At 60.1% G+C, this 23,898-nt stretch carries 23 protein-coding genes; 15 read left to right on the top strand and 8 right to left on the bottom strand.

The window, feature by feature from the left end; genetic code table 11:
• The first annotated feature begins 15 nt into the window (after nucleotides 1-15).
• From DLM86_RS15320 to DLM86_RS15295, 6 genes are all read left to right on the top strand, one after another.
• Nucleotides 16-1,395 (top strand): extracellular solute-binding protein, encoded by a 1,380-nt coding sequence (locus DLM86_RS15320; protein ID WP_146250218.1) that lies wholly within the window; start codon nucleotides 16-18, stop codon nucleotides 1,393-1,395.
• 90 nt (nucleotides 1,396-1,485) lie between these two features.
• Nucleotides 1,486-3,633 carry a discoidin domain-containing protein gene (locus tag DLM86_RS15315; protein ID WP_158289485.1) on the top strand — a complete coding sequence of 716 codons (2,148 nt, stop codon included), beginning with the start codon at nucleotides 1,486-1,488 and terminating at the stop codon, nucleotides 3,631-3,633.
• Nucleotides 3,634-3,725: 92 nt separating this feature from the next.
• A complete protein-coding gene (locus DLM86_RS15310) occupies nucleotides 3,726-5,087 on the top strand; it encodes a glycoside hydrolase family protein (protein ID WP_146250217.1) in 1,362 nt (453 codons plus the stop codon).
• A gap of 117 nt (nucleotides 5,088-5,204) precedes the next feature.
• On the top strand, nucleotides 5,205-6,125 hold the full coding sequence (locus DLM86_RS15305; protein WP_110840903.1) for a carbohydrate ABC transporter permease: 921 nt from the start codon (nucleotides 5,205-5,207) through the stop codon (nucleotides 6,123-6,125).
• A gap of 16 nt (nucleotides 6,126-6,141) precedes the next feature.
• Nucleotides 6,142-6,957, top strand: coding sequence for a carbohydrate ABC transporter permease (locus DLM86_RS15300; protein WP_110840902.1), 816 nt, complete (start codon nucleotides 6,142-6,144; stop codon nucleotides 6,955-6,957).
• A 68-nt stretch (nucleotides 6,958-7,025) separates the two neighbouring features.
• Complete coding sequence (locus DLM86_RS15295) at nucleotides 7,026-8,042, top strand: Gfo/Idh/MocA family protein (protein WP_110840901.1); 1,017 nt, start codon at nucleotides 7,026-7,028, stop codon at nucleotides 8,040-8,042.
• A gap of 7 nt (nucleotides 8,043-8,049) precedes the next feature.
• On the opposite strand, the gene DLM86_RS15290 is transcribed toward DLM86_RS15295, so the two are convergent.
• Nucleotides 8,050-8,352: a hypothetical protein gene (locus DLM86_RS15290; RefSeq protein ID WP_110840900.1), complete on the bottom strand. Its 303-nt coding sequence runs from the start codon at nucleotides 8,350-8,352 to the stop codon at nucleotides 8,050-8,052.
• A 181-nt stretch (nucleotides 8,353-8,533) separates the two neighbouring features.
• Complete coding sequence (locus DLM86_RS15285) at nucleotides 8,534-9,472, bottom strand: aldo/keto reductase family protein (RefSeq protein WP_110840899.1); 939 nt, start codon at nucleotides 9,470-9,472, stop codon at nucleotides 8,534-8,536.
• A 324-nt stretch (nucleotides 9,473-9,796) separates the two neighbouring features.
• On the opposite strand from DLM86_RS15285, the gene DLM86_RS15280 reads away from it, so the two are divergent.
• Nucleotides 9,797-10,111: a winged helix-turn-helix transcriptional regulator gene (locus tag DLM86_RS15280; RefSeq protein ID WP_245954637.1), complete on the top strand. Its 315-nt coding sequence runs from the start codon at nucleotides 9,797-9,799 to the stop codon at nucleotides 10,109-10,111.
• A gap of 100 nt (nucleotides 10,112-10,211) precedes the next feature.
• The gene (locus DLM86_RS15275; protein ID WP_110840897.1) at nucleotides 10,212-10,640 is read left to right on the top strand and encodes a DUF6526 family protein; all 429 of its coding nucleotides are present in this window, start codon (nucleotides 10,212-10,214) and stop codon (nucleotides 10,638-10,640) included.
• Nucleotides 10,641-10,738: 98 nt separating this feature from the next.
• Here DLM86_RS15275 and DLM86_RS15270 read toward each other — a convergent pair whose 3' ends face one another.
• Nucleotides 10,739-10,930, bottom strand: coding sequence for a hypothetical protein (locus DLM86_RS15270; RefSeq protein ID WP_110840896.1), 192 nt, complete (start codon nucleotides 10,928-10,930; stop codon nucleotides 10,739-10,741).
• Nucleotides 10,931-11,026: 96 nt separating this feature from the next.
• The gene (locus DLM86_RS15265) at nucleotides 11,027-13,177 is read right to left on the bottom strand and encodes a YhgE/Pip domain-containing protein (RefSeq protein ID WP_110840895.1); all 2,151 of its coding nucleotides are present in this window, start codon (nucleotides 13,175-13,177) and stop codon (nucleotides 11,027-11,029) included.
• A gap of 183 nt (nucleotides 13,178-13,360) precedes the next feature.
• Here DLM86_RS15265 and DLM86_RS15260 point away from each other — a divergent pair, with 183 nt between their 5' ends.
• Entirely contained in the window at nucleotides 13,361-14,320 is a 960-nt protein-coding gene (locus tag DLM86_RS15260) for an acetylxylan esterase (RefSeq protein ID WP_110840894.1), read from the top strand.
• 94 nt (nucleotides 14,321-14,414) lie between these two features.
• On the opposite strand, the gene DLM86_RS15255 is transcribed toward DLM86_RS15260, so the two are convergent.
• Nucleotides 14,415-15,359 carry a dienelactone hydrolase family protein gene (locus DLM86_RS15255; protein WP_110840893.1) on the bottom strand — a complete coding sequence of 315 codons (945 nt, stop codon included), beginning with the start codon at nucleotides 15,357-15,359 and terminating at the stop codon, nucleotides 14,415-14,417.
• A gap of 178 nt (nucleotides 15,360-15,537) precedes the next feature.
• Here DLM86_RS15255 and DLM86_RS15250 point away from each other — a divergent pair, with 178 nt between their 5' ends.
• The 4 genes from DLM86_RS15250 (at nucleotide 15,538) to DLM86_RS15235 (ending at nucleotide 18,012) form a co-directional block, all read left to right on the top strand.
• Entirely contained in the window at nucleotides 15,538-15,720 is a 183-nt protein-coding gene (locus DLM86_RS15250; protein WP_110840892.1) for a hypothetical protein, read from the top strand.
• Between the two features lie 146 nt (nucleotides 15,721-15,866).
• Nucleotides 15,867-16,319: a MarR family winged helix-turn-helix transcriptional regulator gene (locus DLM86_RS15245; RefSeq protein WP_110840891.1), complete on the top strand. Its 453-nt coding sequence runs from the start codon at nucleotides 15,867-15,869 to the stop codon at nucleotides 16,317-16,319.
• 21 nt (nucleotides 16,320-16,340) lie between these two features.
• Nucleotides 16,341-16,859: a spermidine/spermine N(1)-acetyltransferase gene (gene paiA, locus DLM86_RS15240; RefSeq protein WP_110840890.1), complete on the top strand. Its 519-nt coding sequence runs from the start codon at nucleotides 16,341-16,343 to the stop codon at nucleotides 16,857-16,859.
• Nucleotides 16,860-16,896: 37 nt separating this feature from the next.
• Complete coding sequence (locus tag DLM86_RS15235) at nucleotides 16,897-18,012, top strand: dienelactone hydrolase family protein (protein ID WP_110840889.1); 1,116 nt, start codon at nucleotides 16,897-16,899, stop codon at nucleotides 18,010-18,012.
• Here DLM86_RS15235 and DLM86_RS15230 read toward each other — a convergent pair.
• A complete protein-coding gene (locus DLM86_RS15230) occupies nucleotides 18,006-20,489 on the bottom strand; it encodes an NHL repeat-containing protein (RefSeq protein ID WP_110840888.1) in 2,484 nt (827 codons plus the stop codon). The two genes, DLM86_RS15235 and DLM86_RS15230, sit on opposite strands and share 7 nt — an antisense overlap.
• Before the next feature lie 617 nt (nucleotides 20,490-21,106).
• On the opposite strand from DLM86_RS15230, the gene sda reads away from it, so the two are divergent.
• Nucleotides 21,107-21,256 carry a sporulation histidine kinase inhibitor Sda gene (gene sda / locus DLM86_RS15225; RefSeq protein ID WP_110841058.1) on the top strand — a complete coding sequence of 50 codons (150 nt, stop codon included), beginning with the start codon at nucleotides 21,107-21,109 and terminating at the stop codon, nucleotides 21,254-21,256.
• A gap of 192 nt (nucleotides 21,257-21,448) precedes the next feature.
• Here the strand turns inward: sda and DLM86_RS15220 are convergent, their stop codons facing one another.
• Both DLM86_RS15220 and DLM86_RS15215 read right to left on the bottom strand, forming a co-directional pair.
• The gene (locus DLM86_RS15220; protein ID WP_110840887.1) at nucleotides 21,449-22,168 is read right to left on the bottom strand and encodes a GNAT family N-acetyltransferase; all 720 of its coding nucleotides are present in this window, start codon (nucleotides 22,166-22,168) and stop codon (nucleotides 21,449-21,451) included.
• 159 nt (nucleotides 22,169-22,327) lie between these two features.
• A complete protein-coding gene (locus tag DLM86_RS15215; RefSeq protein WP_110840886.1) occupies nucleotides 22,328-22,879 on the bottom strand; it encodes a YdcF family protein in 552 nt (183 codons plus the stop codon).
• 247 nt (nucleotides 22,880-23,126) lie between these two features.
• On the opposite strand from DLM86_RS15215, the gene DLM86_RS15210 reads away from it, so the two are divergent.
• Complete coding sequence (locus tag DLM86_RS15210) at nucleotides 23,127-23,888, top strand: 2-phosphosulfolactate phosphatase (protein ID WP_110840885.1); 762 nt, start codon at nucleotides 23,127-23,129, stop codon at nucleotides 23,886-23,888.
• The last annotated feature ends 10 nt before the right edge of the window (nucleotides 23,889-23,898 follow it).

Below are 23,898 nucleotides of genomic sequence, written 5' to 3'. Positions count from 1 at the left end.
ACAGGAGGGGTTTCGGTGCGAAAATCATGGAAACACGGAGTTATGCTCTTGCTGGCAAGCTCGCTTGCGCTGACCGGTTGCGGCGGAGGGGGGCAAGAACGGGAGGGGGGCGGCACCCCGTCCGGAAAATCGAACGACGGGTCTGCCGGGAAATCGTATACGATCGAATATTGGTCGATCCCGATTTACCAAAACGTCGAAGGCGCCCCGTCCCCCAGCGCCGGCGAATGGGAAAAAATGAAGATCAAGCAGTTCGAAGCGCAGCATCCGTCGATCAAGGTCAATTTCCAAACGGTGCCTTTCGACCAATCCCAGAACAAAATCGGAATCGCGGTTGCCGGCAACAATGCGCCGGACGTCGTCCTGGAATCGATCGACCGGAACTTGATGAAATACGTGGAGAGCGGAAAAAGCGAGCCGATCGGCGACTTCATCGAAGATATGGTAAGCGATTTCAACCCGGAGATGCTGAAGAAGGTTACTCGCGACGGCAAGCTGTACGGCATCCCCGTAACGCTCAATCCCGAATACTTCTTCTTGAATGTCGGCCTGTTCAAAGCGAAAGGCTTGGAGCATTTGATTCCGAAGGACGATCGGACATGGACGATCGAAGAGATGCGCGACGCGCTCAAGCAGGTTTCCGGCAACGGCGTGTACGGCACCGCCTTGTGGGCGGCCAACGAGCAAGCCGATGAAATGAACTTGATGCGGCTATTCGCCATGGGCGCGGAGCAGTGGGACGAATCCTCCTCCAAAATCGTGCTCGATCAATACCCCCAAGCCGCCGAAGGGCTCCGCATGCTCGTGAGCATGCTGGACGAGGGCGTCGTCGCCCCGGGCCCAGCGACTACGGCCGCCTTGGACGCGGTGGAGATGTTCAAGCAGAACAAAATCGCGATGATCCCTTTCGCAAACGGTCTCTGGTCGATGGTGGAAGCCGGCAAGAAAGACGGATCCACGAATCCGAAGGTGGAGCTGTTCGGCATGGCGCCCCCGCACGCCAAAGGGGTGACCCCGAAAGTCGCTTCGGCCTTTCACGGCTATCAGGTGTTCAAGCAGAGCGATCCGGGGAAGCGGGAGGCGATCAAGACGTTCGTCCGGTTCATGGTTCAGCCGGAGCATGTCAAGGCGTTGTCGAAGTCGGGCAATTACGTCCCTTCCAGACAATCCGCGAGCTATGAATTCGACAACCCGGAAATCCAAGCGGCGATGAATGTCGTTTCCAAGCTGCCTTTGGCGAATACGGGCGTCTCTTCCCCTTACTTCCCGGACGTCCGGAAAATGTGGTACCCGGAGCTGCAAGCGATTCTTCTGAAAAAGAAAACGCCGGAGCAAGGCATTCAAGATTATGCGAAAAAAGCGAACGATTTTCTGGCGGAGAAACAGAAGAAATAATATCGCGGCAAGGAGGTGATGCAAGCCTATTCAATGACAACACGGTGTCCGCAGAAAATGAAACGATCATTTTCGAAGGAGGAATTGTCGATGAAAAGGTTTGTCAAAGCGGTATCGTTGGGTCTCGTCGCACTCCTGTTGTCGGGCGTCGCCGCAACGGACCCCGCCGGCGCCGCGCCTCTCCAGGTGGACGATCCGGCCGTTCCGGACGTCAAGATCGTATCGCCGGAGAACAGTGCATGCTTGAAGTGGGATTTCGATAAGAATCGTATCGAGAATGAGACCGTCCCATGCCCATGGTTTTCGTCCGTCGCCAAGCTGGCCAACGGCGACCTGTATGTGGCCTACAACTTGTCGATCAGCCACTCCGCTCACGGCGACATAGCGGCCAGGCGAAGCACCGACAACGGATTGACCTGGTCGGAGGAAACGATCATCGTGGACGATTCCATCGATGACAGAGAGCCGAACTTGACGGTGCTTCGCAACGGCGATGTGTTGCTGTCCTATTTCGACTATGTGCCCGGCCGGACCCAAAACCGGCGCAAAGTGTATATTCGCCGCTCGACCGACAACGGCTTGACTTGGGGGCCGCCGATCGTTCCGCCCACGTTGTTCTACGATCATCCCAGGGGATATGCCGCGGTAAGCAGCGAGATGGTGGAACTGGACAACGGCGATATTCTGATGCCCATTTACGGCTTGCGAAACCATGACGGTACTATGGGCCATTTCGGCGCCCACGTTCTTCGCAGCCGGGACGGCGGGTATACGTGGCTCAAAGAAGACGAGCGCGTGGCCATGTGGGGCGGCTATGAGTACGAAGGCTACGACTTCGATACGAACGCCATCGGCTATCCCGAGCCCGCGTTGGCCGATCTGGGCAACGGCCATGTAATGATGGTGTCGCGCACTTCGCGTCCCAAATTCATTCCCGGCACGACCGACGCAAATCCCGACTTGCACATCATGAGGGTAAGCCATTCGTACGATTACGGCAACACGTGGAGCGCCCCGGTTGACGAGCCGTCGCTCAGAGGCCACGCCCCTCATTTTCTCAAATTGAAGAACGGAACTCATTTCCTCACCTACGGCGCTATGGGCTTCCAAGGGGTGGGCGGAAGACCGGTCGTAGGCCGAATGTATGTGGATTCGAAAGGCTGGTCCTACACGCAGAGCAAGCTGCTGTACCGCAATTCGCGCGCGTTCGACGATATGTCCTATCCCGTCAGCGTCGAATTGGACGACGGACGCGTCTTCACCGTCTATTACAATCGGGCCGAGGGTATTTTGGGAGGGACGTATACGCGACCCGATCCGTATCGGCTTGACTTGTGGAAGATGTTCCTGAACGGGCAGGCCGCCTATCAGACGGATATGACGCACAGGGCTTCCAGCAAGCCGATGATGCAGCCGTGGGGCCCGCTGGACGGCAATACGTCCTATTGGTATACGGCAGCGAGCGCGACGGGAGCGCCTCCGGCCAAGTACTGGCAATTGGATTTGGACAAAGCGTACCCGATTACCGATATCGGCGTCGTGTTAAAGCCGGGATACAAGGAATCGGCCACGGTGGACGTTTCCGTATACGGAAGCGGCGATTGGCAAACCGTCCGAACGTATACGATGCAGCAGACCGACGACTATGACTGGACGTCCTTTGGAACGGAGCGGGACGTGAAGCACGTGCGCGTCAACATTACGGACTCCCAGGGCAACGGCGCCGCTACCTTGAACGACCTGGCGATTCGAGTCGCTCCGACTACCTTCTATCGGTCGCGGTCGTTGAAGATGGATCTTTGGCAGATGATGCGAACCGGCCGGGCGACGATTGGCGGCAATATGAATTACGTGGACCCGTCCGGCACTTACCCCGGATTGAATCCGGCAGGACCTATAGACGGCAAGGCCGAGTACAATTACAGTGCTACGGCCGATTGCACCGGCTGCACGGGAACTTGGCAGCTGTCGTTCGATCAGCCCTACACCTTCGACAAGGTCGGTCTGATGCTGAAGCCGGGCTATCAGGAATCGGCCGTCGTGGAGGTGTCCACCGACGGCACGACTTGGACTTCAGCAGCCAGTCTGAATGCAGCGGATACGAACGCGGTGCAGTACCTGACCTTCTCACCGACGACGGCCCAATACGTTCGCGTGCGCATATCGCAGGTCAGCTCCGGTTGGCCGCAACTGGCCGAATTCGAACTTTATACGACAAGTCCGATGCTGCAGCCTTAAAGGAACGGCAGGCGGGGGTGCGTTCGGAATCGAACGCCCCCCTCTTCTTCGGAACATCCAATACGGAAAGCATGGATAGGGAGGACGCGATCATGAAGCATACAGTGGAGATCGGAACCCGAGTAGAGATGTTTGTCGACGATTGGCTCATCGAGGAAATGAAGGGCGCCAAGCTCAAGCTGAATCCTCCCGTCAAGCGGGAAACGGTACTCGTGCTCGACCGGCCGTGGGAAGACGGCGCGGGTTGTTTCTTCTCCGTCATCCCCGAACCGGACAGAATCCGTCTTTATTATAGGGGAGCCTGTCTCCGGGATACGGACGACGATACGCAGGTGACCTGCTACGCGGAAAGCGAGGACGGCATCCGCTTCGAACGGCCTTCGCTCGGCCTGTACGAGCATGAAGGCTCCAAGGACAACAACATTATTTTGGTCGGAACGGATGCCCACAATTTTTCGCCGTTTCTGGACGAAAGTCCGGACGCTCCGCCGCAATTGCGCTTCAAAGCCGTCGCCGGCGTCGGTCCGAAGGCGCAATCCATTTATTTGAACCAAGGGTTTCTGAACGGCTATTATTCCTCCGACGGCATCCACTGGCACAAGTGGGATGAACCGATCCTTCATAACGGGGCCTTCGATAGCTTGAACGTTGCGTTTTGGGATACGAATGCCAAGGAATATCGCTGCTACTCGCGATATTTTGAAGATAAGACAAGAGCCGTCCAAGTCGCTTCTTCCACCGATTTCGTCCACTGGGGAGAGCATCGGCCGAATCGGTATGCGGAGGGTGTCCCGCTCGAGCAATTTTACACCAACGCCACCGTACAATGTCCGGGTGCCGAGCACATGTACCTGTCGTTTCCGATGCGAATCGTGCCGGAGCGCAAGAAGAACCGGAAAAGCCTGTATCCGGGCGTATCCGACGCCGTCATGATGAGCAGCCGGGACGGTCTGCACTGGGACAGGCCGTTTATGGAAGCTTGGGTACGGCCGGGGACGGACCCGAACAACTGGATCGACCGGAACCAGATGGTCGCCCGCGGCATCGTGGAAACGGCTCCCGACGAATTCTCGCTTTATATCAGCGAGCATTATCGCTGCAGCGATAGCCGGCTGCGCCGGCTGACCGTCCGCAAGCACGGCTTCGCATCCGTGAATGCGGGCTACGACGGCGGCGAGTTCGTGACGCGTCCGGTCGTCTTTGCGGGCAACCGGCTGTTCCTCAATTATTCCACTTCCGCCGTCGGTTCGGTGAAGGTGGAGGTCCAGGACGCATCCGGCGATCCGATCGACGGGTTTACGATTGACGATATGGACGACATGTACGGGGACTCGATTTCTGAAGCGGTCAAGTGGAACGGAGGACACGGCTTGGAGGAGCTGAAGGGAGAGCCGGTGCGATTCCGGTTCGTCCTGAAGGACGCCGACCTGTTCGCCATCCGGACGGGAAACTGAGGCGTGCCGCAACCGTTTGCGGGCAACGAGCCGGGCGCAGGATCGGGAGAGCCGCCGCCCGGCTCGTCCGCCAAACGGCGTTTTTCGATAAGACTAAGGGATGAGGTGCAAGCCGGCATGCTGCCGAAACAAGCGAACGATGCAACACGTTCTCCGCCATCGATCGGCAGAGGACGCCAGCGGAAATGGAAAGACGCGTTGTCGGGATATTTGTTCATCTTTCCCAATCTGGCGTTCGTTCTGATCTTCTTCGTGTATCCGCTATTGGATACGATCAAGCTGAGCTTTTACAAAGCCGATATAGCGGGACAATCCTTCGTCGGCTTCGACAACTACTCGGCCTTATTCGCCGATCCGATCTTTTGGAACTCGTTGAAAAATACGTTTTACTTCGTCCTCATCATCGTCCCCGTCGTCGTGGCCGTTTCGTTTGCGCTCGCGGCGCTGATGCGGGATATGAGGAACTCTTCGAAATCGTTTTTCAGGACCATGTTTTATTTGCCCGTCATCAGCACGCCGGTCGTTCTCACGATGATATGGTCCTGGATTTACAATACGAACTTCGGCATTTTGAACTATTTCCGAAGCTTGCTCGGGTATGCGCCGACGGAACTATTGGGAACGCCGACGTCGGCCATTCTCGCCGTCTCCGTCGTTGTCGCGACGTGGTCGATCGGCCAGCCGGTCATTTTGTATTTGGCTTCGGTGGACGGGATTCCCAAAGATTATTACGAAGCGGCGGAGATCGACGGAGCGGGTCCGCTGCGCAAGCTGCTCTCCATCACGCTGCCGCTTGTCGCCCATACGACGCTTTTCGTGACGGTTACGACGACGATCGCCACGTTTCAAATTTTTGCGGTCATCTACTTGCTGACGGGCGGCGGCCCCTACTACGGAACGGAAACGCTCGTCTACACCATCTATCGGACCGCGTTCACTTCTTACGAATTCGGCCTTGCTTCCGCGCAAGGCGTCGTGCTCTTCGTCATCATTATGGCGATCGCGCTCGTTCAGCTGCGGCTGTTGAAAGTCAAGTGAAAAACGGAGGGAATCGATGAAAGTCAATATCGTCTTGCGTTATCTCCTTCTGATCGCCGCATCCGTCGTGTTCGCTTTTCCTTTGTACTGGATGATAACGGGATCGGTCAAGCCGATGCTGTCCATATGGTCCATGCCTCCCGATTGGGTGCCGAAGACGCTGCAGTGGACCCACTACGAGAAGCTGTTCGAGGAGCTTCCTACCGTCAGATGGATCGGGAACAGCGTGTTTTCCGGTTTGATCGCCGTCGCGTTCATCCTTCTGTTTTGCTCGATGGCGGGCTACGCTTTCGCGAAGAAGACGTTTCCGGGCCGGGACGTCCTGTTCTTCCTGATCATCGCGACGATGATGATGCCCCATCAAGTCATTCTCGTGCCGCTATACATCTTGATCTCCGACATGAATTTGCTGGACACGTACGCAGGGCTGATTTTGCCCGCGATCGGATACCCGTTCGGCGTTTTTTTGATCCGCCAGTTTATCCGCTATATTCCGGATGAATTGTTTCAGGCGGCCAAGGTGGACGGCGCGAAGGAAATCCGCATTTTCGTGCAGATCGTCCTTCCGCTGATCGCGCCCGCTCTCGGGGCGCTGGCGATTTTCTCGTTCCTGTACGTATGGAACGATTACTTGTGGCAGCTGATCGTGCTGCAATCCGAAGAGATGAAGACGCTTCCTCTCGGCGTGTCCACGCTGATCCGCCACGAGACGTCCGTCAATTACGGCTTGGCGATGGCCGGAGGAACGGTAGCGGCCGTACCGCTCATTCTGTTCTTCCTCTCGTTCCAACGCAGCTTTATCCGCGGCATTACGCTCGGGACGGACAAATGAGACGGGCGCCATTCGGGTGAACGATCGACGACGCTTCGCATACGAACAATCGGTACGGGGGGACGAAAATGGTTCAAGCAGCCGTCATCGGCTTGGGGAAAATCGGTCTTATGCACGACATCGGTTCGTCGGAAGGACGGCTTCATACCCATGCGTTGGCTTATCATCTCGATCCGGAGATCGAATTCGCGGCGGCCGTGGGCACTCGCGCGGAGCAAGGGGAGCGGCTTGCGAAGCTGGCTCCGGAGGCGGCCTTTTATGTAAGCCCGGAAGATATGCTCGGACGTCATGCTCCCGACGTCGTAAGCATCTGCACGCCTTCGCACGTCCGGTACGGCCTCATCCAAACCGTCCTCGAGCGGTCCGAGGCCCGCGTCGTTTTTTGCGAAAAGCCGGTTGCCCGATCGCTGGAGGAGGCGCGGCACATTGGCGCACTGATGGCCGCGCATCCGGACCGGGTTCTCATCCCGAATCTTTCCCGGAGGTGGAACAAGGGGACGGCGGACGTGAGGGAAGCGATAGCCGGACGGGCTTACGGCACGTTGAAGAAGATCCATTTGCGCTATACCCGCGGCATCTACAATTCGGGGGCGCACTTGTTCGACCTGGTCCGCTATTTCGCGGGTACGATCGACGAGGTGCGGGTCGTCGGGCAAGTCGCTACATCGATGGACCAACAGGAGGATTGGACGTTCCGGTTTCTTTTCAAGGCGGGGGGAGGGCGGATCGACGGTTTTGCCGAGGCGTTCGACGACAGGGAGGACTACTATCTGTTCGAAATCGATTTGTACTTCGACAAAGGCAAAATCGAAATCGGGCGCAGCGGCGACGTCATCCGTTATTTCGGGATCGAAGAGCATCCGCAGCTGAAGCAGCTGCGCGCTCTCCGGCTCGAACGGGAGGACGAAGGAATGCTCGCGAAGTCGAACAACATGCAAAACGCCGTCGCCCATTTGGTCGATGTGCTTAAACGAGGGAAGGAGCCGGCTTGCGTGCTCGAGGACGCCATCTATCCGCTGTACGTTGCCGAAGCGTTGATCCGATCGCACGACGGCGGGGGCGTTGTCGTCCCGGTCGGCGGCTAGGGAGGCGCTACACCAGCCGGAACCGCTCCACATGCTCGAGCAGTCCTTCCCGGCGCAGGATGTCGGCCTGCTTCGGGCCTAGCAGATCGAAGTGCGGGAACGGCGGCCGGTTATGAATGTAGCGCGGATCGAGCCCGTGCGAGCGGCACCAGCCGGACAGCCGGTCCAGATCGGCGCAGCCGACCTTCGTCACCGTCCGGATGCCCGGAAAGCGCGGGTCGTGCCAGTAATGGGTCAGGAAGGCGATTTCGCCGCGGGCGACCGCTTCCTTCCAGCGGGTCAGCTCCGCTCGGGTGATGCCGAATGCCATGCGTGTCATCCTCGATCCGTCGGGTTTTCCCCCATTATAGCAAAACGACGCGCCGGCCTCGAACCGGCGGCACGACGAAACCCCCGGGCTTATCGCTCGCCGCGGGGGTTTCGTTAGGGTGCCGACGGACTCGTCGACGCCCATGCCGCTGTCCTCTCCCTTCGGTCGCGCTTGCCGCCCGTTACTGCAAAATCGATTCGATCCGCTCCAGCACGTCCGCCGACAGCTCCACGCCGGATGCCGCCGCGTTCTCGTCCACTTGCGCCGGACGGCTCGCCCCGACGAGGGCGCTGGCGACGTTCGGCTGGCGCAAAATCCAGGCGATCGCCAGCTGGCCGACCGATAGATTCAGCTCGGCCGCGATTTCGGCGAGCGCGTTCACCTTGGCGATTTTCTCCTCGGTGACCGATTTGCGCATCCCTTCCAGCTTGCCGGCGCGGCTGTCCGCCGGAATATCGCTCGCGGACTTGTACTTGCCGGTCAGCAGCCCTTGGGCGAGCGGGGAGAAGACGACTTGGCCGATGCCGTGCTGCGTGCCGAACGGGATGACTTCCTTCTCGATGTACCGGTTGAACATGTTATAGACCGGCTGGTTGACGACGATGCGGTCGAGCAAATACCGGTCGGCGACGCCGAGCGCCTGCGACATTTGGGCGGCGGTCCATTCGCTGACGCCGACGTACAGCACTTTGCCCTGACGGACGAAATCGTCGATCGTGCGCAGCGTTTCCTCGATCGGCGTCTCCGGATCGAAGCGGTGGCAGTAGTAGATGTCGACATAATCGGTGCCGAGCCGCTTCAAGCTCGCGTGCAGCTGCTCGAACACGTGCTTGCGCGACAAGCCGCGGTCGTTCGGGCCGTCGCCCATCGGCCAAAATACTTTCGTCGCGAGCACGTAAGAGTCGCGCGCATATTCCTTCAACGTCTCGCCGACGACGATTTCGGCCGCGCCGCGCTCGTAGACGTTTGCCGTATCGAAAAAGTTGATGCCGAGGTCGTAGGCGCGGCGGATCGACTGGACGGCGTTGTCCTTCTCGACGTAGCCTCCGTAGGTCAGCCAGCTGCCCAGGCTGATTTCGCTTACTTTCAGGCCGGTATTGGCCAGTTTGCGGTATTTCATAACAGCGTCCACTCCTTATTGGGTAGTATGTACGGCCATTTCGCCCGGTACGGGCGAACGAAATACGCGGAGAAGCTTCGCGCCGCACCGCCGGAACGGAACGGATCGGTCCGGCCGGAACCGGAACGGCTTTCCCCTGTACCATTATAAAAAAAGTTGGTACACTATTGAAAGTAGTGAAATTTCGTTGATATAATTACGTTCGTTATAGCTGCTACACTTCAGTTAAGTAACTTCAAAAAAGGGGGCGACCGGATGAAAGCGACGGAACGGACGGCACGGCTCGAGGAAACGAAGGAGCGGGAGCGCGCGGCCGATCCTTATATGCCGAAGGACCCCGGCTGCATCGAATGCTCGATCGAGAAGACGCTCGACGTCATCGGCGGCAAGTGGGCGTTTCTCGTCCTGCGCGAGCTGTTCTGCGGCACGAAGCGGTTCGGCGAGCTGCAGCGCAGCATCCACAACGTCAGCCCGACGGCGCTGACGAACACGCTGCGCCATCTGGAGGAGAAGGGCGTGCTCGAACGGCGCGTCTATCCGACCGTGCCGGTAACGGTAGAGTATACGCTGACGCCGAAAGGGCAAGATCTGCATCCGATCATCAAAGGGATGAAGCTGTGGGCGGCGAAGTGGACGTAGAGGGTTCACGATCGGCAACCTCGGCTGCGGCACGACCGGGAATAGAAGGAAGCGTTACTGCCATAAAGGTAATGGAAACCGGTTCCAAGGGGGAGAAGCTATGCGCCGAGAACAGCAAAGCTACGACAACTACAGGAAGTTTGCGCCACTCTATCATTTCGTATTGGCTCCGATCGCTCTTATCGTAATCCTGGCTTCCGTCGTCCATGCCATTAGGGATGCGTTCGGCTTTGCGTCCGTCCTGCTGCTCGGTCTTTCGCTCTGCGTGGCGCTCATCGTGGCGCTGCTGCGGCAATTCGCGACCAAACTGCAGGATCGAATCATTCGACAGGAGGAGAGCTTCCGGCATTATGTGCTGACCGGCAACCGATTGGACCCCCGATTGACTCTGCGGCAAATCATCGCGCTCCGATTCGCGGATGACGACGAATTCCCGGCTCTCTGTACGAAAGCGGCCGAAACGGGAATGAAGCCGGATGCGATCAAACGCTCGATAACCCGTTGGAGAGCGGATCACGATCGGGTTTGATAGGGCCGGGGCAACGGCTCCGACGACACGAGAAACGCCCCATTCCGCTACGGCTGCGGTAATGGGGCGTTTTCCGTCCGGCGACGCCGGTCGTCGGGCTACGGCGATTCCGCCGGCGGGTATTCCGCCTTCAGCGCTTCGACGGACGCGTAGCGGGGCGTTTCGAACAAAAACTTGGCCGGCGCTTTGTCGGTCCGGTCTTTGATGATGTGGCCGTAAAATTTGCCGTTCGCGGCGAACACGAACATCGTTTTGCCCGGCTCCTGCAGGAGCGCATATTTCTCGATCATGGGACGCCACACCTCCTGCCTGTAAGTTCTCCGCGCCGACGGCGAATTCCTTCCGGGTGCGCCGCCGCTTCGCCGAAACCGTCGGGCGGTCCGGGCTTAGTGAAGAAGACCGCTTTCCTTCGCCTTGCGGACGAGCCGCTCGCCGGACTTGTTGATCCATTCCTTGAGCGTGATGCCGACGATGAGCGCGAGCGCGGCGAACACGCCCAGCATGCACAAGTCGCGGACGACGATGTCCCAGAGGATGCCCCCGACCGCTTCGCGCATGAGCCCGATCGCGTACGTGAACGGCAAGTACGGATAGATCGCCTGAAAAAACGCCGGCGTCACCTGAATCGGGAACGTCCCGCCCGAGCCGGCCAGCTGGAGCACGAGCAGCACGATCGCCATCGCCTTGCCGACGTTGCCGAAGACGGAGACGAGCGTGTAGACGATCATCATGAAGACGGTGCCGATGACGAGCCCGAACAGGACGAACCAGACCGGTTCCGCCACGTACGTATGGAGCAGCGCCATGTCCCCGATCGTGACGAGCGCGGTCTGGACCATGGACACCGTCCAGAACGTCAAGTAGCGGCCGAAATACACTTGATAGCTGTGCCATGACGCGTCGGGGTCGTGCACCTCGACCGACAGGAGCGAGACGAGCAGCAGCGCGCCGACCCAGACGGACAGCGTGCTGAAAAACGGCGACATCGCCGATCCGTAGTTCGGGATCGGGAACAGCCGGTTTTCCCGCAGCACGACGGGCTCGGCGAAAAATTCGCTTTCCTTCGAGGCGTCCTTGCGCAGCAGGCCGATCAGCTCGCTCAAGCTGCCTTGCTTCTCCATCGCGCGGATGCGGTCCGCCAAGGCGCGAATCTTGGCGGCCGCGGCCGGGAGCCGCTCGCGGATGTCCTGCAGCGCCTTCCCGCCGATGGCGAGTCCGGCCGCCGCGTCGCCGACGATGCGCTCTACGTCGGGCATGCTGCGGTTCGCGTCCTGCAGGACGCCGAGCGCCGATTGGGCCGCCAGCCGCGCCTTGTCGAGCCCTTGCAGGACGGCGGGCTGAACGTCCGAATCGTATCGCGCGTACAGGCCGCCGAGCGCGTCCGCCGCCTCCCGGGACCGGCTCGCGAGCTCCGCGACGAGCTCGTCGGCCGGCTTGGCGCCTTGGGCGATCGCCGCGCGGATCGAATCGGCCAGCTGCCGCTGCCGGTCGAAGCTCGCCTGCGCCTGCCCGAGCTTGGCCGCGACGGGAGCGAGCCGGTCGCCGCCGGCGAACGCGTTCAGCCGGTCGAACAGCGACAGCAGCGTGCCCGCCGCGCGCGAGGCGGAGGCGAGCCGCCGGGACAGCTGCTCGAGCCCGGCCGCGGCCAGCGCGGGGTCGGTCTTGTTGTCCCGCAGCGCCTCCGCGATTTGGGCGGCCGCGTCCGCCGTCGTCGCCAGCAGCAGCAGACTGTGCTTGACGTCCGGCCCGGCCGCGGCGAACGCGTCCGATCCCCGGTCCAGCACCGCCGCCAGCCGGTCGGCGAGCTCCGCGCCGTCCTTCGCCAGCCGGGCGACGACCGGCAGCCTCGACTGGACGCCGGCGACGATTTCCTCCGCCCGCCGGACGTCCTCCTCGGCGATCGCGACGGCCCGCTCGATGTCCGGCAGCATCGCTTCCAGCCGGAACACCGCGTCGCGCACCGTCTCGATCGTCGGCAGCTGCTGCTCCAGCTCGACGCCGATTTCGTTCAAGATGCGGAAAATCGTGCCGTTCGCCGTCTTGATGAAGTTGCGGCTCACCTCCTCGATGATGCCGCTTGCGCCTTTGCCGGTAATTTTCGGCGAGATGGCGTTTATTTTTTCGTTGACGTAATAGAGCAGCTCCGCCTTCTGCGGGTTGTCCGACAGGACGGTGGCGATCCGGTCGGAGAAGTTGTCCGGGATGACGATAGCGGCGTAATAATCCCCGTGCTCCACGCCGCGGATCGCCTCCGGCTCGTCGACGAACGTCCAGCCGATGGCCGGGTTCGAACGGAGCGCCTCGACGATGTCGTTCCCGATCCGCACCGGGGTGCCGCGAATGGCCGAGCCGCGGTCGTTGTTCGCGACGGCGACCTTCAGGCCGCCGGTCCGCCCGTACGGGTCCCAGGACGCTTCGATGTTGAACCAGGCGTACAGCGACGGCAGGCAGGCGAGGCCGATCACGATGACGGCGGCGGCCCAATTGCGGCCGATCCGCGAGAGGTCGCCGAAGTAGATGCGCAGGATTGGCTTCATGCGGTACCGCCCTTCCGTTATTTTCCGTGTTAGTATTGCTGGATCGGCGGAACCGCATACGCGGCCAAGACGGTCGCTTTCTATTTTGTGGGAGACGCCGTTGCTCGTCCCGTCCATCCGCGATATGATGGAAAGGGCAAGCGAGACGAAGGAAACGATCATGGGACGGGAGAGGATCGGAATTTGAACGCCATACAAAATCGGCTGGCCGTACTGGAATCGTACCGGCCGGAATTGACCGCACGAAGCGATTTGGATACGTTTTGGAACGAAACGCTTCGCCAGTTCGCCTCCAAGCCGCTGAACGATACGAAGACGTTGACGGAGCCGCTGTTTCCGGGAATGGACGTGTACGACGTCCGGTACGAAGGATTCGACGATACGCCGATCGCGGGCTGGTTTCTGGTGCCGGCGCTGGAGCGCGGGCGGAAGGTGCCGTGCATCGTGACGTTCCACGGCTATACCGGGGGAAGAGGGTACCCCGAGCGGTATGCGCAGTGGGTGCTCATGGGCTATGCGGTGCTCGCGCTCGACGTGCGCGGGCAGCGGGGGGATACGGGCAACCGGCTGGCCAGCCCGCACGGGATGGCCAAAGGCTGGATCAGCCAAGGCATCATGGACAAGTACAACTGCTATTACCGCGCCGTCGCGATCGATGCGGTCAAGGCGGTCGAGTGGGCGAGCCGGCAGGACGAGGTCGACGGCTCCCGGATCGTCGTCGAAGGATCGAGCCAGGGAGGCGGTTTGGCGCTGCTTGCGGCGGCGCTGAGCGACAAGCCGGCGTTGGCGGTCGCGAACGTCCCGAACATGTGCCATATGGACTTCGGCGTGCTGAACTCGACCGGCTCGCTGACCGAGCTCGCCGCGTTCGTGAACGAGTTTCCGGACCGGCTGGACGCCGTGCTGGACACGCTCAGCTACTTCGATATCATGAACCTGGCCGAGCGAATCCGCATTCCGGTCATCGTCTCGGTCGGGCTGAAGGACACCGTCTGCATGCCGGAAACGGTGTACGCCGCTTACAACCGGCTGACGTGCGAGAAGGAAATTCACGCATATCCGTTCATGGGGCACGAGCATATCGGCTACCATAACCGGAAGACGATCGAGTTTGTAAAACGGAAGCTGGGAAGCCCGAATTGACGGGGGCCGGCCGCGATTGGCCCGACCGGGGAACCGCAAAGAGAAAGGAGGCTGCCGGGCGGCAGCCTCCTTTCTTGCGTGTGCACCCAGCCGTCTACAGCGTCCGGTCGAAGAAGGCGAGCACTTCCTCGCGCATCTCCGCCGTTTCCTCGTGAGCGACGTCGTACCGGAGCAGCTTCCAGGCGTCCGGCGCGCCGATCGAGGCGTAGACGGCCGACAGCTCGCGGTCGATCCGGTCCAGTCCTTCGGCGGGCGTAAGCCGATCGAGGTTGCCGGCCAAGCTGAGACGGGGACGCGGCGCGATCAGCGCGTTGATCTGCGAAGCGGTGAAGTGCGTCAGCAAATCCGGTATGTAGTAATAAAGTCCGTGACGGTCGAGTCCGCCGTCGGCGATCAACGCCTGGTAGTCGGTCAGGCAGCAAATGTCCGCGACCGCCTTGATCCGCGTGTCGAGCGCACCGAGCCACCAAGCCATCGTGCTGCCCATCGACATGCCGACGGTGCCGATTTTGCCGGCGTCGACCTCCGGCCGCGACGCGACGTAGTCGACGGCCCGGATGGCGTCGTACAGCATCATGCCGAGCATCGAGCGGCCGTGCCACAGCATCTCCTTGAAGACGGACGATTCCGAGCGTCCGCTTCGTTCCCCGAATACCCAGCTGTCGATTGCGAGCACCGCGTACCCGCGCTCCGTCAGCTCCTCGCCGTAGCCGCGCGGCTGCAAATACGGCGCGGGGGTCAGCAGCTCCTCCTTGCCGACGCCGTAGAAGCCGCCGTGCGAATGATGATAAAGGATGACAGGCGGCTTCTCGCGGCCTTGCTTGGCCTTCTTCGGCAGCAGCAGGTAGGCGGGGACCGGCTCGATGCCGTTCAAGTCGAGCTTCAGCTTCTCCAAGCGATAGCCGTCCCGCTCCTCCGTAAAGACCGTCTCCGCGGCGATCGCCCGGTTGCGCGGCGGCAAGCGGCCGAGCAGCGAGTACAGCCGATTGCGGCTTCCCCTTTGTTCCTCCAGAAACGGTTCGAGCGCGTCCGTGTTCATCGTTCCTCCCCTTTCTCGTGTAAGGATCGCAAAGCACAGGTTTCGGATGGCCCTCCTTATATTGTAACGGATGGAACGCAATAACGGAAAACCGGATTGTGTCTTTTTATAATCAAAACGGGTATAATGTTCGAAAACGGCGTGCCGCGCTGCGTGCGGCGAGCGGGAGGAGCGGGACGTGAAGATCAAAATCAGCCTGTCGGTGGACGGCGAGCAGGTGAAGGAAGACGAACTCGAGATCGACGACATGAAGCTGGAGGAGCTGAGCGAGGAGGAGGTCGAGGCGGCCGTCGAAGCCGTCGTGCGCCGATGGGCCGACCGCAAGCTGAGCATCGCTTGGGAAGTTGCCGAACCGGAATGATCCGGCGGCAGCTTTTTTTTGTGCCTAAAAACAGGTCGCCGCATTCGGCCTTGCGCTATTTATGTTGCAAATGCAACAAAAATAACGTACATTGAATACGGGGCATTTTATTGCATTTGCAACAAAATACGTGCAGGGGGGTTCGGATGAAGGAAATTCTTCGTGAAATCGGAATGATCGCCAGGGCGTTGGATTCGATCAGCAATATCGAATTTAAAGAATACGACCTTACGAAAGGGCAGTACCTGTACCTTGTGCGCATCTGCGAAAATCCGGGAATCATTCAAGAAAAGCTGGCCGAGATGATCAAGGTGGATAGAACGACGGCGGCCCGCGCGATCAAAAAGCTTGAAACGAACGGTTTTATCGAAAAGAAAGAGGATCCGCATAACCAAAAAATTAAAAAGCTGTTTCCGACCGAGAAGGGGAGCCGGGTTTATCCTTTTATCAAAAGAGAACACGATTATTCCAATAGCGTCGCCTTGAAGGGGTTTTCGGAAGAGGAAGCGGAAACCGTCTTCCGTCTTCTGCACCGAATCCGAAAAAATGTAGAAAAAGACTGGGAATCGGTGAAAAAGGGAAACGAGAGAGCGTATTGATTACGGAAAGGAGCGGCCTGCATGACGATCGAAATCAAACGATGTACCCTCGAAGATTTGCGCGAGCTTCAAGCGGTTGGCTATGAAACCTTTTACGACACATTCAAGCGGCACAATTCGCCCGAAAATATGAATGCCTATCTGGAACAGGCGTTCAACCTCAGCCAATTGGAAAAAGAAGTATCCCATCCTTCTTCGCAATTCTTTTTCGTTCTTGCCGACCGGGAAGTCGCGGGATATTTAAAGGTCAATACCGACGACGCCCAGTCTGAGGAAATGGGGGACGAAGCGCTCGAAATCGAGAGGATCTATATCAAAAGCCAATTTCAAAAACGGGGCCTCGGCAGCTATTTGCTGACGAAAGCGATGGACGTCGCAAGGGAACGCCATAAAACGAAAGTTTGGCTGGGCGTGTGGGAAAAAAATGAAAACGCTATTGCGTTTTATAGGAAAATGGGTTTTGTTTATACGGGAGCCCACTCTTTTTATATGGGCGACGATGAACAAACGGATTGGATCATGACCCGAACACTCGCATAATCGTTCACGGACAAATGACGGGGAAGGGGAAAAGGACATGACTCTCGAACAACGATCGCTGCCCGATCCGCTGCTCGGCTCGGACGGACGGAAGGTGACGACTGAGGAACAGTGGAGAAGCGTCCGCAGACCGGACATCTTGCGGCTGTTCCGGGACTACGTCTACGGGCGCGAACCGGTCGGGCGCCCGGAGCACATCGGCTTCCATGTCGAGAAGGAGGACGGCTTCATGGAGGGGGCCGCCATTCGCAAACGGGTCGAGATCCGTTTCGAAGGGCCGGGCGGAGCCGGCGCGTTCCGGCTGCTGCTCTTCCTGCCGGCGAAAGCGGCGAAGCCGGTGCCCGTCTTTTTGCTGATCAACAATCGCGGGCGCGCCGTTGCCGATGCGGAGCGGGCGTCGTCGTCGCCGTTTTGGCCGGCGGAGCTGATCGTATCCCGGGGATACGCCGCGGCCCTGTTTCACACGGAGGAGCTGGATCCGGATCGCGACGACGGGTTCGCGGACGGCGTCCACGGCCTGTTCGACCCGGTCGAGAAGCCGCGCTCCCCGCACGCGTGGGGGACGATCGCCGCTTGGGCGTGGGGAGCGTGCCGCGCGATGGACTACCTGGAAACGGATCCCGACATCGACCCGCGCCGCGTGGCCGTCGTCGGCCATTCCCGGGGCGGCAAAACCGCGCTGTGGGCCGGCGCGATCGACCCGCGGTTCGCCATGGTCGTGAGCAACAATTCCGGCTGTACCGGCGCCGCGCTTTCGAGAGGGAAGCGGGGGGAAACGATTCGCGATATTAACGCGCGTTTCCCCCACTGGTTTTGCGAAACGTACAAATCCTTCGACGGCCGCGAAAACGAGCTTCCCGTCGATCAGCATATGCTGCTGTCCTTGATCGCCCCGCGGGCGCTGTACGTGTCCAGCGCGACCGAGGATCTTTGGGCCGACCCGGAATCCGAGTTCCTCTCGTTGATCGCCGCGGAGCCGGTGTACCGGTTATTCGGCTCGGAAGGTCTCGGCACCGCGTCGCTTCCTCCGGCGGATACGCCGGTTTTCGGCAGCGGGGTCGGCTACCATATCCGAACGGGCAAGCACGATATGGGGCTGTCCGATTGGCGGCATTTTATCGACTTCGCGGACCGAGCGATGCGGGCTCAATAAGCCCAGCGGTACAAGGTGTTGCCGCTGCTGAAATAAATGTGGCCGTAGTCGTCGGCCGTGGCGCTGTTGACCGCCGACGCCCCGTTGAACAGCGTCGTTACCGTTTTCGTCGTCGTATCGATGCGGAAGAAATGGTTTTTGATCGTGCCGAACATCGCGTTGCTGCCCGTCCGGCCCATCACCAGCGAGCCGTCGCGGGTAATTTGCGAGCCCGGCGCGTAGCTGACGTCGGTAAACTTTTGCGCGTTGTACTCGAACGTATCGGTTGCCGGGTTGAACACGAACAGGTAGCCTTCGGACAATCCCCAAATTTTGTTGTCCGGCCCGACGGCCAGCGCCGTAACCCCTTGGGAGGACACCGGCATCGAAAACGTCGTGTACGCCCCCGTGGCCACGTTCATCTTCACGAGCTTCGCCTCGGTCGCGGTCGGCGTCGTGTTTTTGCCGCCTCCGATCGTCGAGCCCGCGTACACGTAGCCGTCCAGATAGGCGACCGAGACGATGCTCTGGTTCGGGACGATATCCCGGAACACCCGGGCGGTATTCGTCAGCGTGTCGTAAATCGTGAGCGCACCCTTCAGCTGTCCGGAGGCGGCGACGGTCCCGATGAAGATGTTGTTGTCGCCCTGCGCCATGCCGTACGGCCGTTCCTGCAAATCCGACGTGCCCAGGTCGAGAATGCGCGTCCGGTTGCCCCAGCCTGCGGACAAATCGTAGCGGTAAATGTTCGCGTTCGGGTAGCCGCCGAGGTACAGGCTGTCGCCCTGCGCCACCATGCCCTCCAGCTGGCTGATGCCGTACAGCATCGTCGTCCGGTCGCTGCGCAGCGGGCTGTAGACGCCCATATTGCCGGACAGGAAGCCGCCCGCGTAAATGTTGCCGTCCGGCCCTTTCCCGACCGTGCTGATATCCGTCGGCACGCCGTCGATCGCCGTCAGGAGCGTGGTGCTGCTCTTTTTGGTCGTCGGGTTGTATTTGAACAGCACGATGCCGCCCGAGCTGTGGCCGACGCCTACGATCGACGGTCCCGGGTAATTCGCGCTGTCGTCCAGCGTCGCGATTCCCCAGGCGTAGCCGTTGACGGTGGTGAGCGCCTTCGTCGCGTTGTCCGGGTTCAGCGCCGGGGCGGTCGTTTTCGTGGCCAAATCGTACGTCATCAGCCCCTCGTACGAGTAGTACACTTTCCCGTTCAGCTCGGGCGACACGCCGTACGAGTGCGCCGGGAAGATGGCGTCCGTCACGGTCGTGACGGTGCCGTCGGGATTGTCCGTCACGTCCAGCACGACTTCCTTGTATTCCGGAATGACCCGCACGAACAGCTTGCCGCCGGAGTAGCTCATCTTGTCCGCAGCCGTATTCGCACTTGCGACCGCAGCCGGAAGCAGATTGTCGTTGCGCTGGCCGCCGGCGTTTTCGAGCCGCGATACCTGCGCTTGGACGCCGCCCGTGCCGGCGTACAGGACGTTGTTCGGAGCGTCGTAGGCGATCGAATACGTGTATTCCGAGCCGGGGAAAAACGGCTTGGGCACGAACGTGTAGAAACCCGCTCCCGGCTCGTATTTGAACACGCCGGAATTCGGATACGTGCCGCCGTACACTTTGCCCGGCAAATTGCTCGGCGCGAGCGCCATAATGTACGAGGCGTCGGACACGGCCTTGCCGAGATTGACCGGACTGGCCGCACCGGGCGTATATTGGAACAAAAAGCCGTTCGGGTACGTGCCCATCATGATTTTATTGTCGCTGGTCGTAGCGGCGGAATGGGCGTATGTCGCGCCGGGCATGTTCATCTGCCGGGTCACCGTTGCGCTGTTGACGTCGACCTCGACCATTTTGGCGTCGATGCCGCTCGCTCCGTTTAAGCCGATATAGAACGCCGGTTTGCCGCTCGCGTTCGTGCCGAGCGTGGCGCTGCGCATCGCCGCATTGCGGACGACCGGACCGACGGCGGTCAGATCGGCCGTCACCATCGCGTCGTCCCAATACACCGTTCCGGTGTTGGCGACGTTCGAATACAGAAGCACGGCCACATAGGCGGTTCCGGCCGGAGCGACCGCTCCCGTTTTTAACGGCGTCCATTGGCCTGCGGGCGTGCTTGCGGAGACGAAGGAAGAGGTAAGCAGCGTATGCGAGCTGTTGTAGAAGCGCAAATACAGGTCGGCGTTCCCGCCGACGATATACGCCCAGGCGTACGCGTAATAGCTTTTTCCCGCCGTTGCGGGCATAAAGCCGCTCTGGATGCCGAATTGGCCGGTACCGATCGTGTCGACTATTTTGACGCTTTGGCTTCCCGTTCTGAACTTGTCGGTGGCAACGGTAATGCCGCCTGTGCCGAAATTTTGCGTCCAGGAGGCAAGCCCGGATTCGAAGCTGTAATTGGGAATGAGCAAATCTGCCGCGCCGGCGCGTGAAGGGAGCAGGGGGATCAGCGTGACGAACAGCAAAATCGTGGCGAACCACTTCCATTTTCGGAACAAGCGTATCGTCCTCCTTCATGATTGAAGCGGATAAAATGTTCGCGAACACCTTCATTGTAGCGAGCCCTTGAAGCGGTTATCGGACATTTCATGAAAGGAAAGAGGACAGGAACTGAAATGGTTCTTCGTAAGCCCTGCCGGGTGACGGGAGTATGGCCCAGCCATGCTTCGCCGCCAGGCGGGGCTTTGTCGCGCAAGCGCCTCGGGGGCGGCTTGCCGCAAAGATCTTTCGGAGCGACTCTATGAATCTATCAAGGAAATCTGCCGTCTCTAGCGATTCTATAAAATGTTTTTATGGACATGCAGCCGCAAACGCTTGTGTATAACGTTATGCACATTATTCGACCTGATCAATAGACATATTGTGACAGTTGTCAACAAAGTGCCCACAAGATATCCACATTTCCGTGTGGATAAGGGGGCGGTTGTTCTACAAGAAACGCCATGTTACGATGTAGGCACTAGAGAGAACGAAGCCAACGGAAGCGGGAAGCGATATCGGTAACGGCGGCCGATTCGCGACATCCGATTCGCCGATCGGACCTCCGGCATCCGTGGTGATTCGTCAGTCGGCCGCAGGCGCATCGCGAAAATAAGTAAGAAGTAAGGTGATGGACATGAGAACGTTAAGCAACGAAGCGCTGATCGATTCGTATAAAAAAGCGGTCGATCTGAAGCTGGACCGGGAATTCGTCATGCTGCTCCTGGCGGAAATCAAAAGACGCAAGCTCAACTTGTATTACGGTCAAGAAGCTCAGGCGAACTGAGCTTTTTTTGTTGCCGCCGGGCGAAAAATCGGGGCGGACGTCGACACGCTTCGTCGAGCCCCGATTTCCCCGCTCCGCTTTTGTCCACAAGTCATCCACAGATTTTATGGGGGTGTGGGTGAAATGTGGATAATTATGTGGATAAATCCGTCGGCTAGGTGTCCCGACGCGGCGCCGTCCGATCGGGAACGGTCAGAAAATCGTGAACGCGACTCCGTAAGGAACCAAACCCGATTTTTCGGCGACGCGCCGGGAAGCGCGGTTGTCCCACGACGTGCTGTACAGCGGCAGGCGTCCCGCCTCCCGCACCGCCTTCGCCCAACCGGCCACGACCGCGGCGGCGTACCCCTTGCCGCGATCATCGTCCAACGTTTCGAGTCCGGCTTCGTGCGCGCGGGAAGTAATGCGAACGCTGCGGCAGACCGAGACGGCCCGTCCGTCGCGGACCAGCGCCATGCAAGGCTGCGCGTAGTCGAGCTCCTCGATGAGCCATTCGAAGCGTCCGTGAAGCCATTCGGCCGCATTGTCCCGCGTGAGGGCGATCGTCTCCGCCGTTGGCGCCGTATGGTCGGGAACCAGGAAGCACGGCCCCGAATTCACCCGCTCCCCTTGGAGGAGGCTCCCGTAGGCGTCGAGATGCTTAGGCTTCGTCTCGAAATCGGTGACGATCGGTTCGTCGGCGCATAATTCCGCCAACTGCCCGACAAGCGTCTCCGGGACATCGTGCCGGAACCGGTATACGGCCGGGCCGTCCGCCGTCCTCCCCAAGAACAACCGGGGGGCGGGAACCGCTCCGGGCCAAGGCTCGTTTACGTGGCGAAGCCGTCCGTTCCGGTCGTGAGTGAACAGCGCCTCGACATGGTACTCCATCAGCTCGAGGGCGGTCGGTTCGTAGGTTTGCCGATCGCTCATGACGTACACCTCCTCCTCCTAGCGTAGCAAAAGGTTCAAAGATGTCCCGGGAAAAGTTGAACATAATCGAATGTTCCCGCCTCCGGTTACCGGCGGGCACGACCCGTTGAAGACGGCAGCCTCCGCCTGAATACGGCGATCGACTGCGAAAGCGGCGATTCAAGCCCAATTCGATATTTGGCCGCGGAAATACTTTCCCAGCTTCTCCAGCTCGTCCATGACCCGTTTTATTCGATCGTCGTCGCGAAACCAGTTGTCCTTGGTCGTCCCCGATCGGTCGACGATCGGACTGACATAAAAAACGGTCTCTTCAGGAAAAACAAATTGATAAGTCAGCAGCGCCCTCCTGGCATGGTAGTTTTTGCAGACCAGCACGACTTTTCGGGGAGACACGCCGTGCCGGCGCAGCACGTCCAACGAGAAGCGGGCGTTTTCGAACGTATGGGCCGCTCGGTCCTCCTTCAAAATCGCGTCCGGGGGGACGCCCAGCGAAACGCCGATGTCTCGCAGAAAGGCCCATTCCGTCGTTTCCACATTCGGAGTGGCGCCGCCCGAGGGAACGATCAGCGGGGCGATCCCCCGGTGATATAACGCAGCGGCTCGCTCCATGAGGGCCGGCTGGCCGGCCCCCGGAATGAGGATCGCGTCCGACGGGCCTATCTCCGTTTCGAAAAACATAAAATCGCTAATACAGTCAAAGGGAAAAGACATATCGTCGCTCCTCGAATTTTTAGTTGACGGGTTATTCCCCTAACGGCCCCGCAAGAGCAGAACGTTGTTTCGATTGCCGCCGTCCGGCTCCGTTCATTGCACTACTTCTTCAACGGCTTTCGCAATCCTGCCCGATGCGGGACGTGGGTTACGGCGGTGCGTACCGAAAGCGAAAAAAGTCCCGAGCCCGAAACAATACATGGCACTACAAAACGATGTTTATTCCATGGAGGAGGCGCATAACCGTATGTTCGATCAATCCCCCTACGAATGCTGCTTGGAATGGGGCGAACGCGGCGCCAGGGAGGCGGCGGAGCGCGGCGATATCGTCGTCATCGTGGACGTGCTCAGCTTCTCGTCCACCGTCGTCACGGCGCTCCATTACGGAGCGGTCGTCTATCCGCATCCGAAGGACGACGGACTGCGCGCGTTCGCCGATCGTCACGGCGCCGACATCATCATAGGCCGGGCGGAGGCGGCTCGCGCCGGCAACCCGACGCTGTCGCCGGTCACGTTCGGCCCGGCGCACGCGGGACGCCGCTTCGTGCTGTGCTCCTTGAACGGCGCCGTATGCGCGCGAATCGGCTCGGTCGCGCCGGCGCTGCTGGTCGGCTGCCTGCTCAACGCTTCCGCGGCCGCACGCGAGGCCGACCGGCTTCGCGCCGCCTCGGGCGCGAACGTGACGGTCGTCGCCTGCGGAGAGAAGTGGGAAGCGCCGCGGCCGGGGGAGAACGGCTTGCGTCCGGCCGTCGAGGACTACTTGGGCGCAGGGGCGATCTTGAGCGCTCTCGGCGGGAGCCGCTCCCCGGAGGCGGAGGTGTGCGTCGGCGCGTTCCGCCATGCCGAAGCCCGCATCGCGCCGCTCGTCACGGACTGCGGAAGCGGACGGGAGCTGGCGGGGAAGGGCTGCGCGGACGACGTCCGGCACTGTGCGCGTCTCGACGTATACGCGACGGTGCCGGTTCTGGACCGGGAGCGGTTCGTCGTCGCGGCGAGCCGGGGCCGCTAATCGGATTCGG

It is taken from the genome of Paenibacillus flagellatus (genome assembly GCF_003217775.1).
GTDB classification, from domain to species: Bacteria; Bacillota; Bacilli; order Paenibacillales; family NBRC-103111; genus Paenibacillus_AB; species Paenibacillus_AB flagellatus.
The sequence above is the reverse complement of the archived record's forward strand: the minus strand, read 5'-3'. Positions and strand labels throughout refer to the sequence as shown.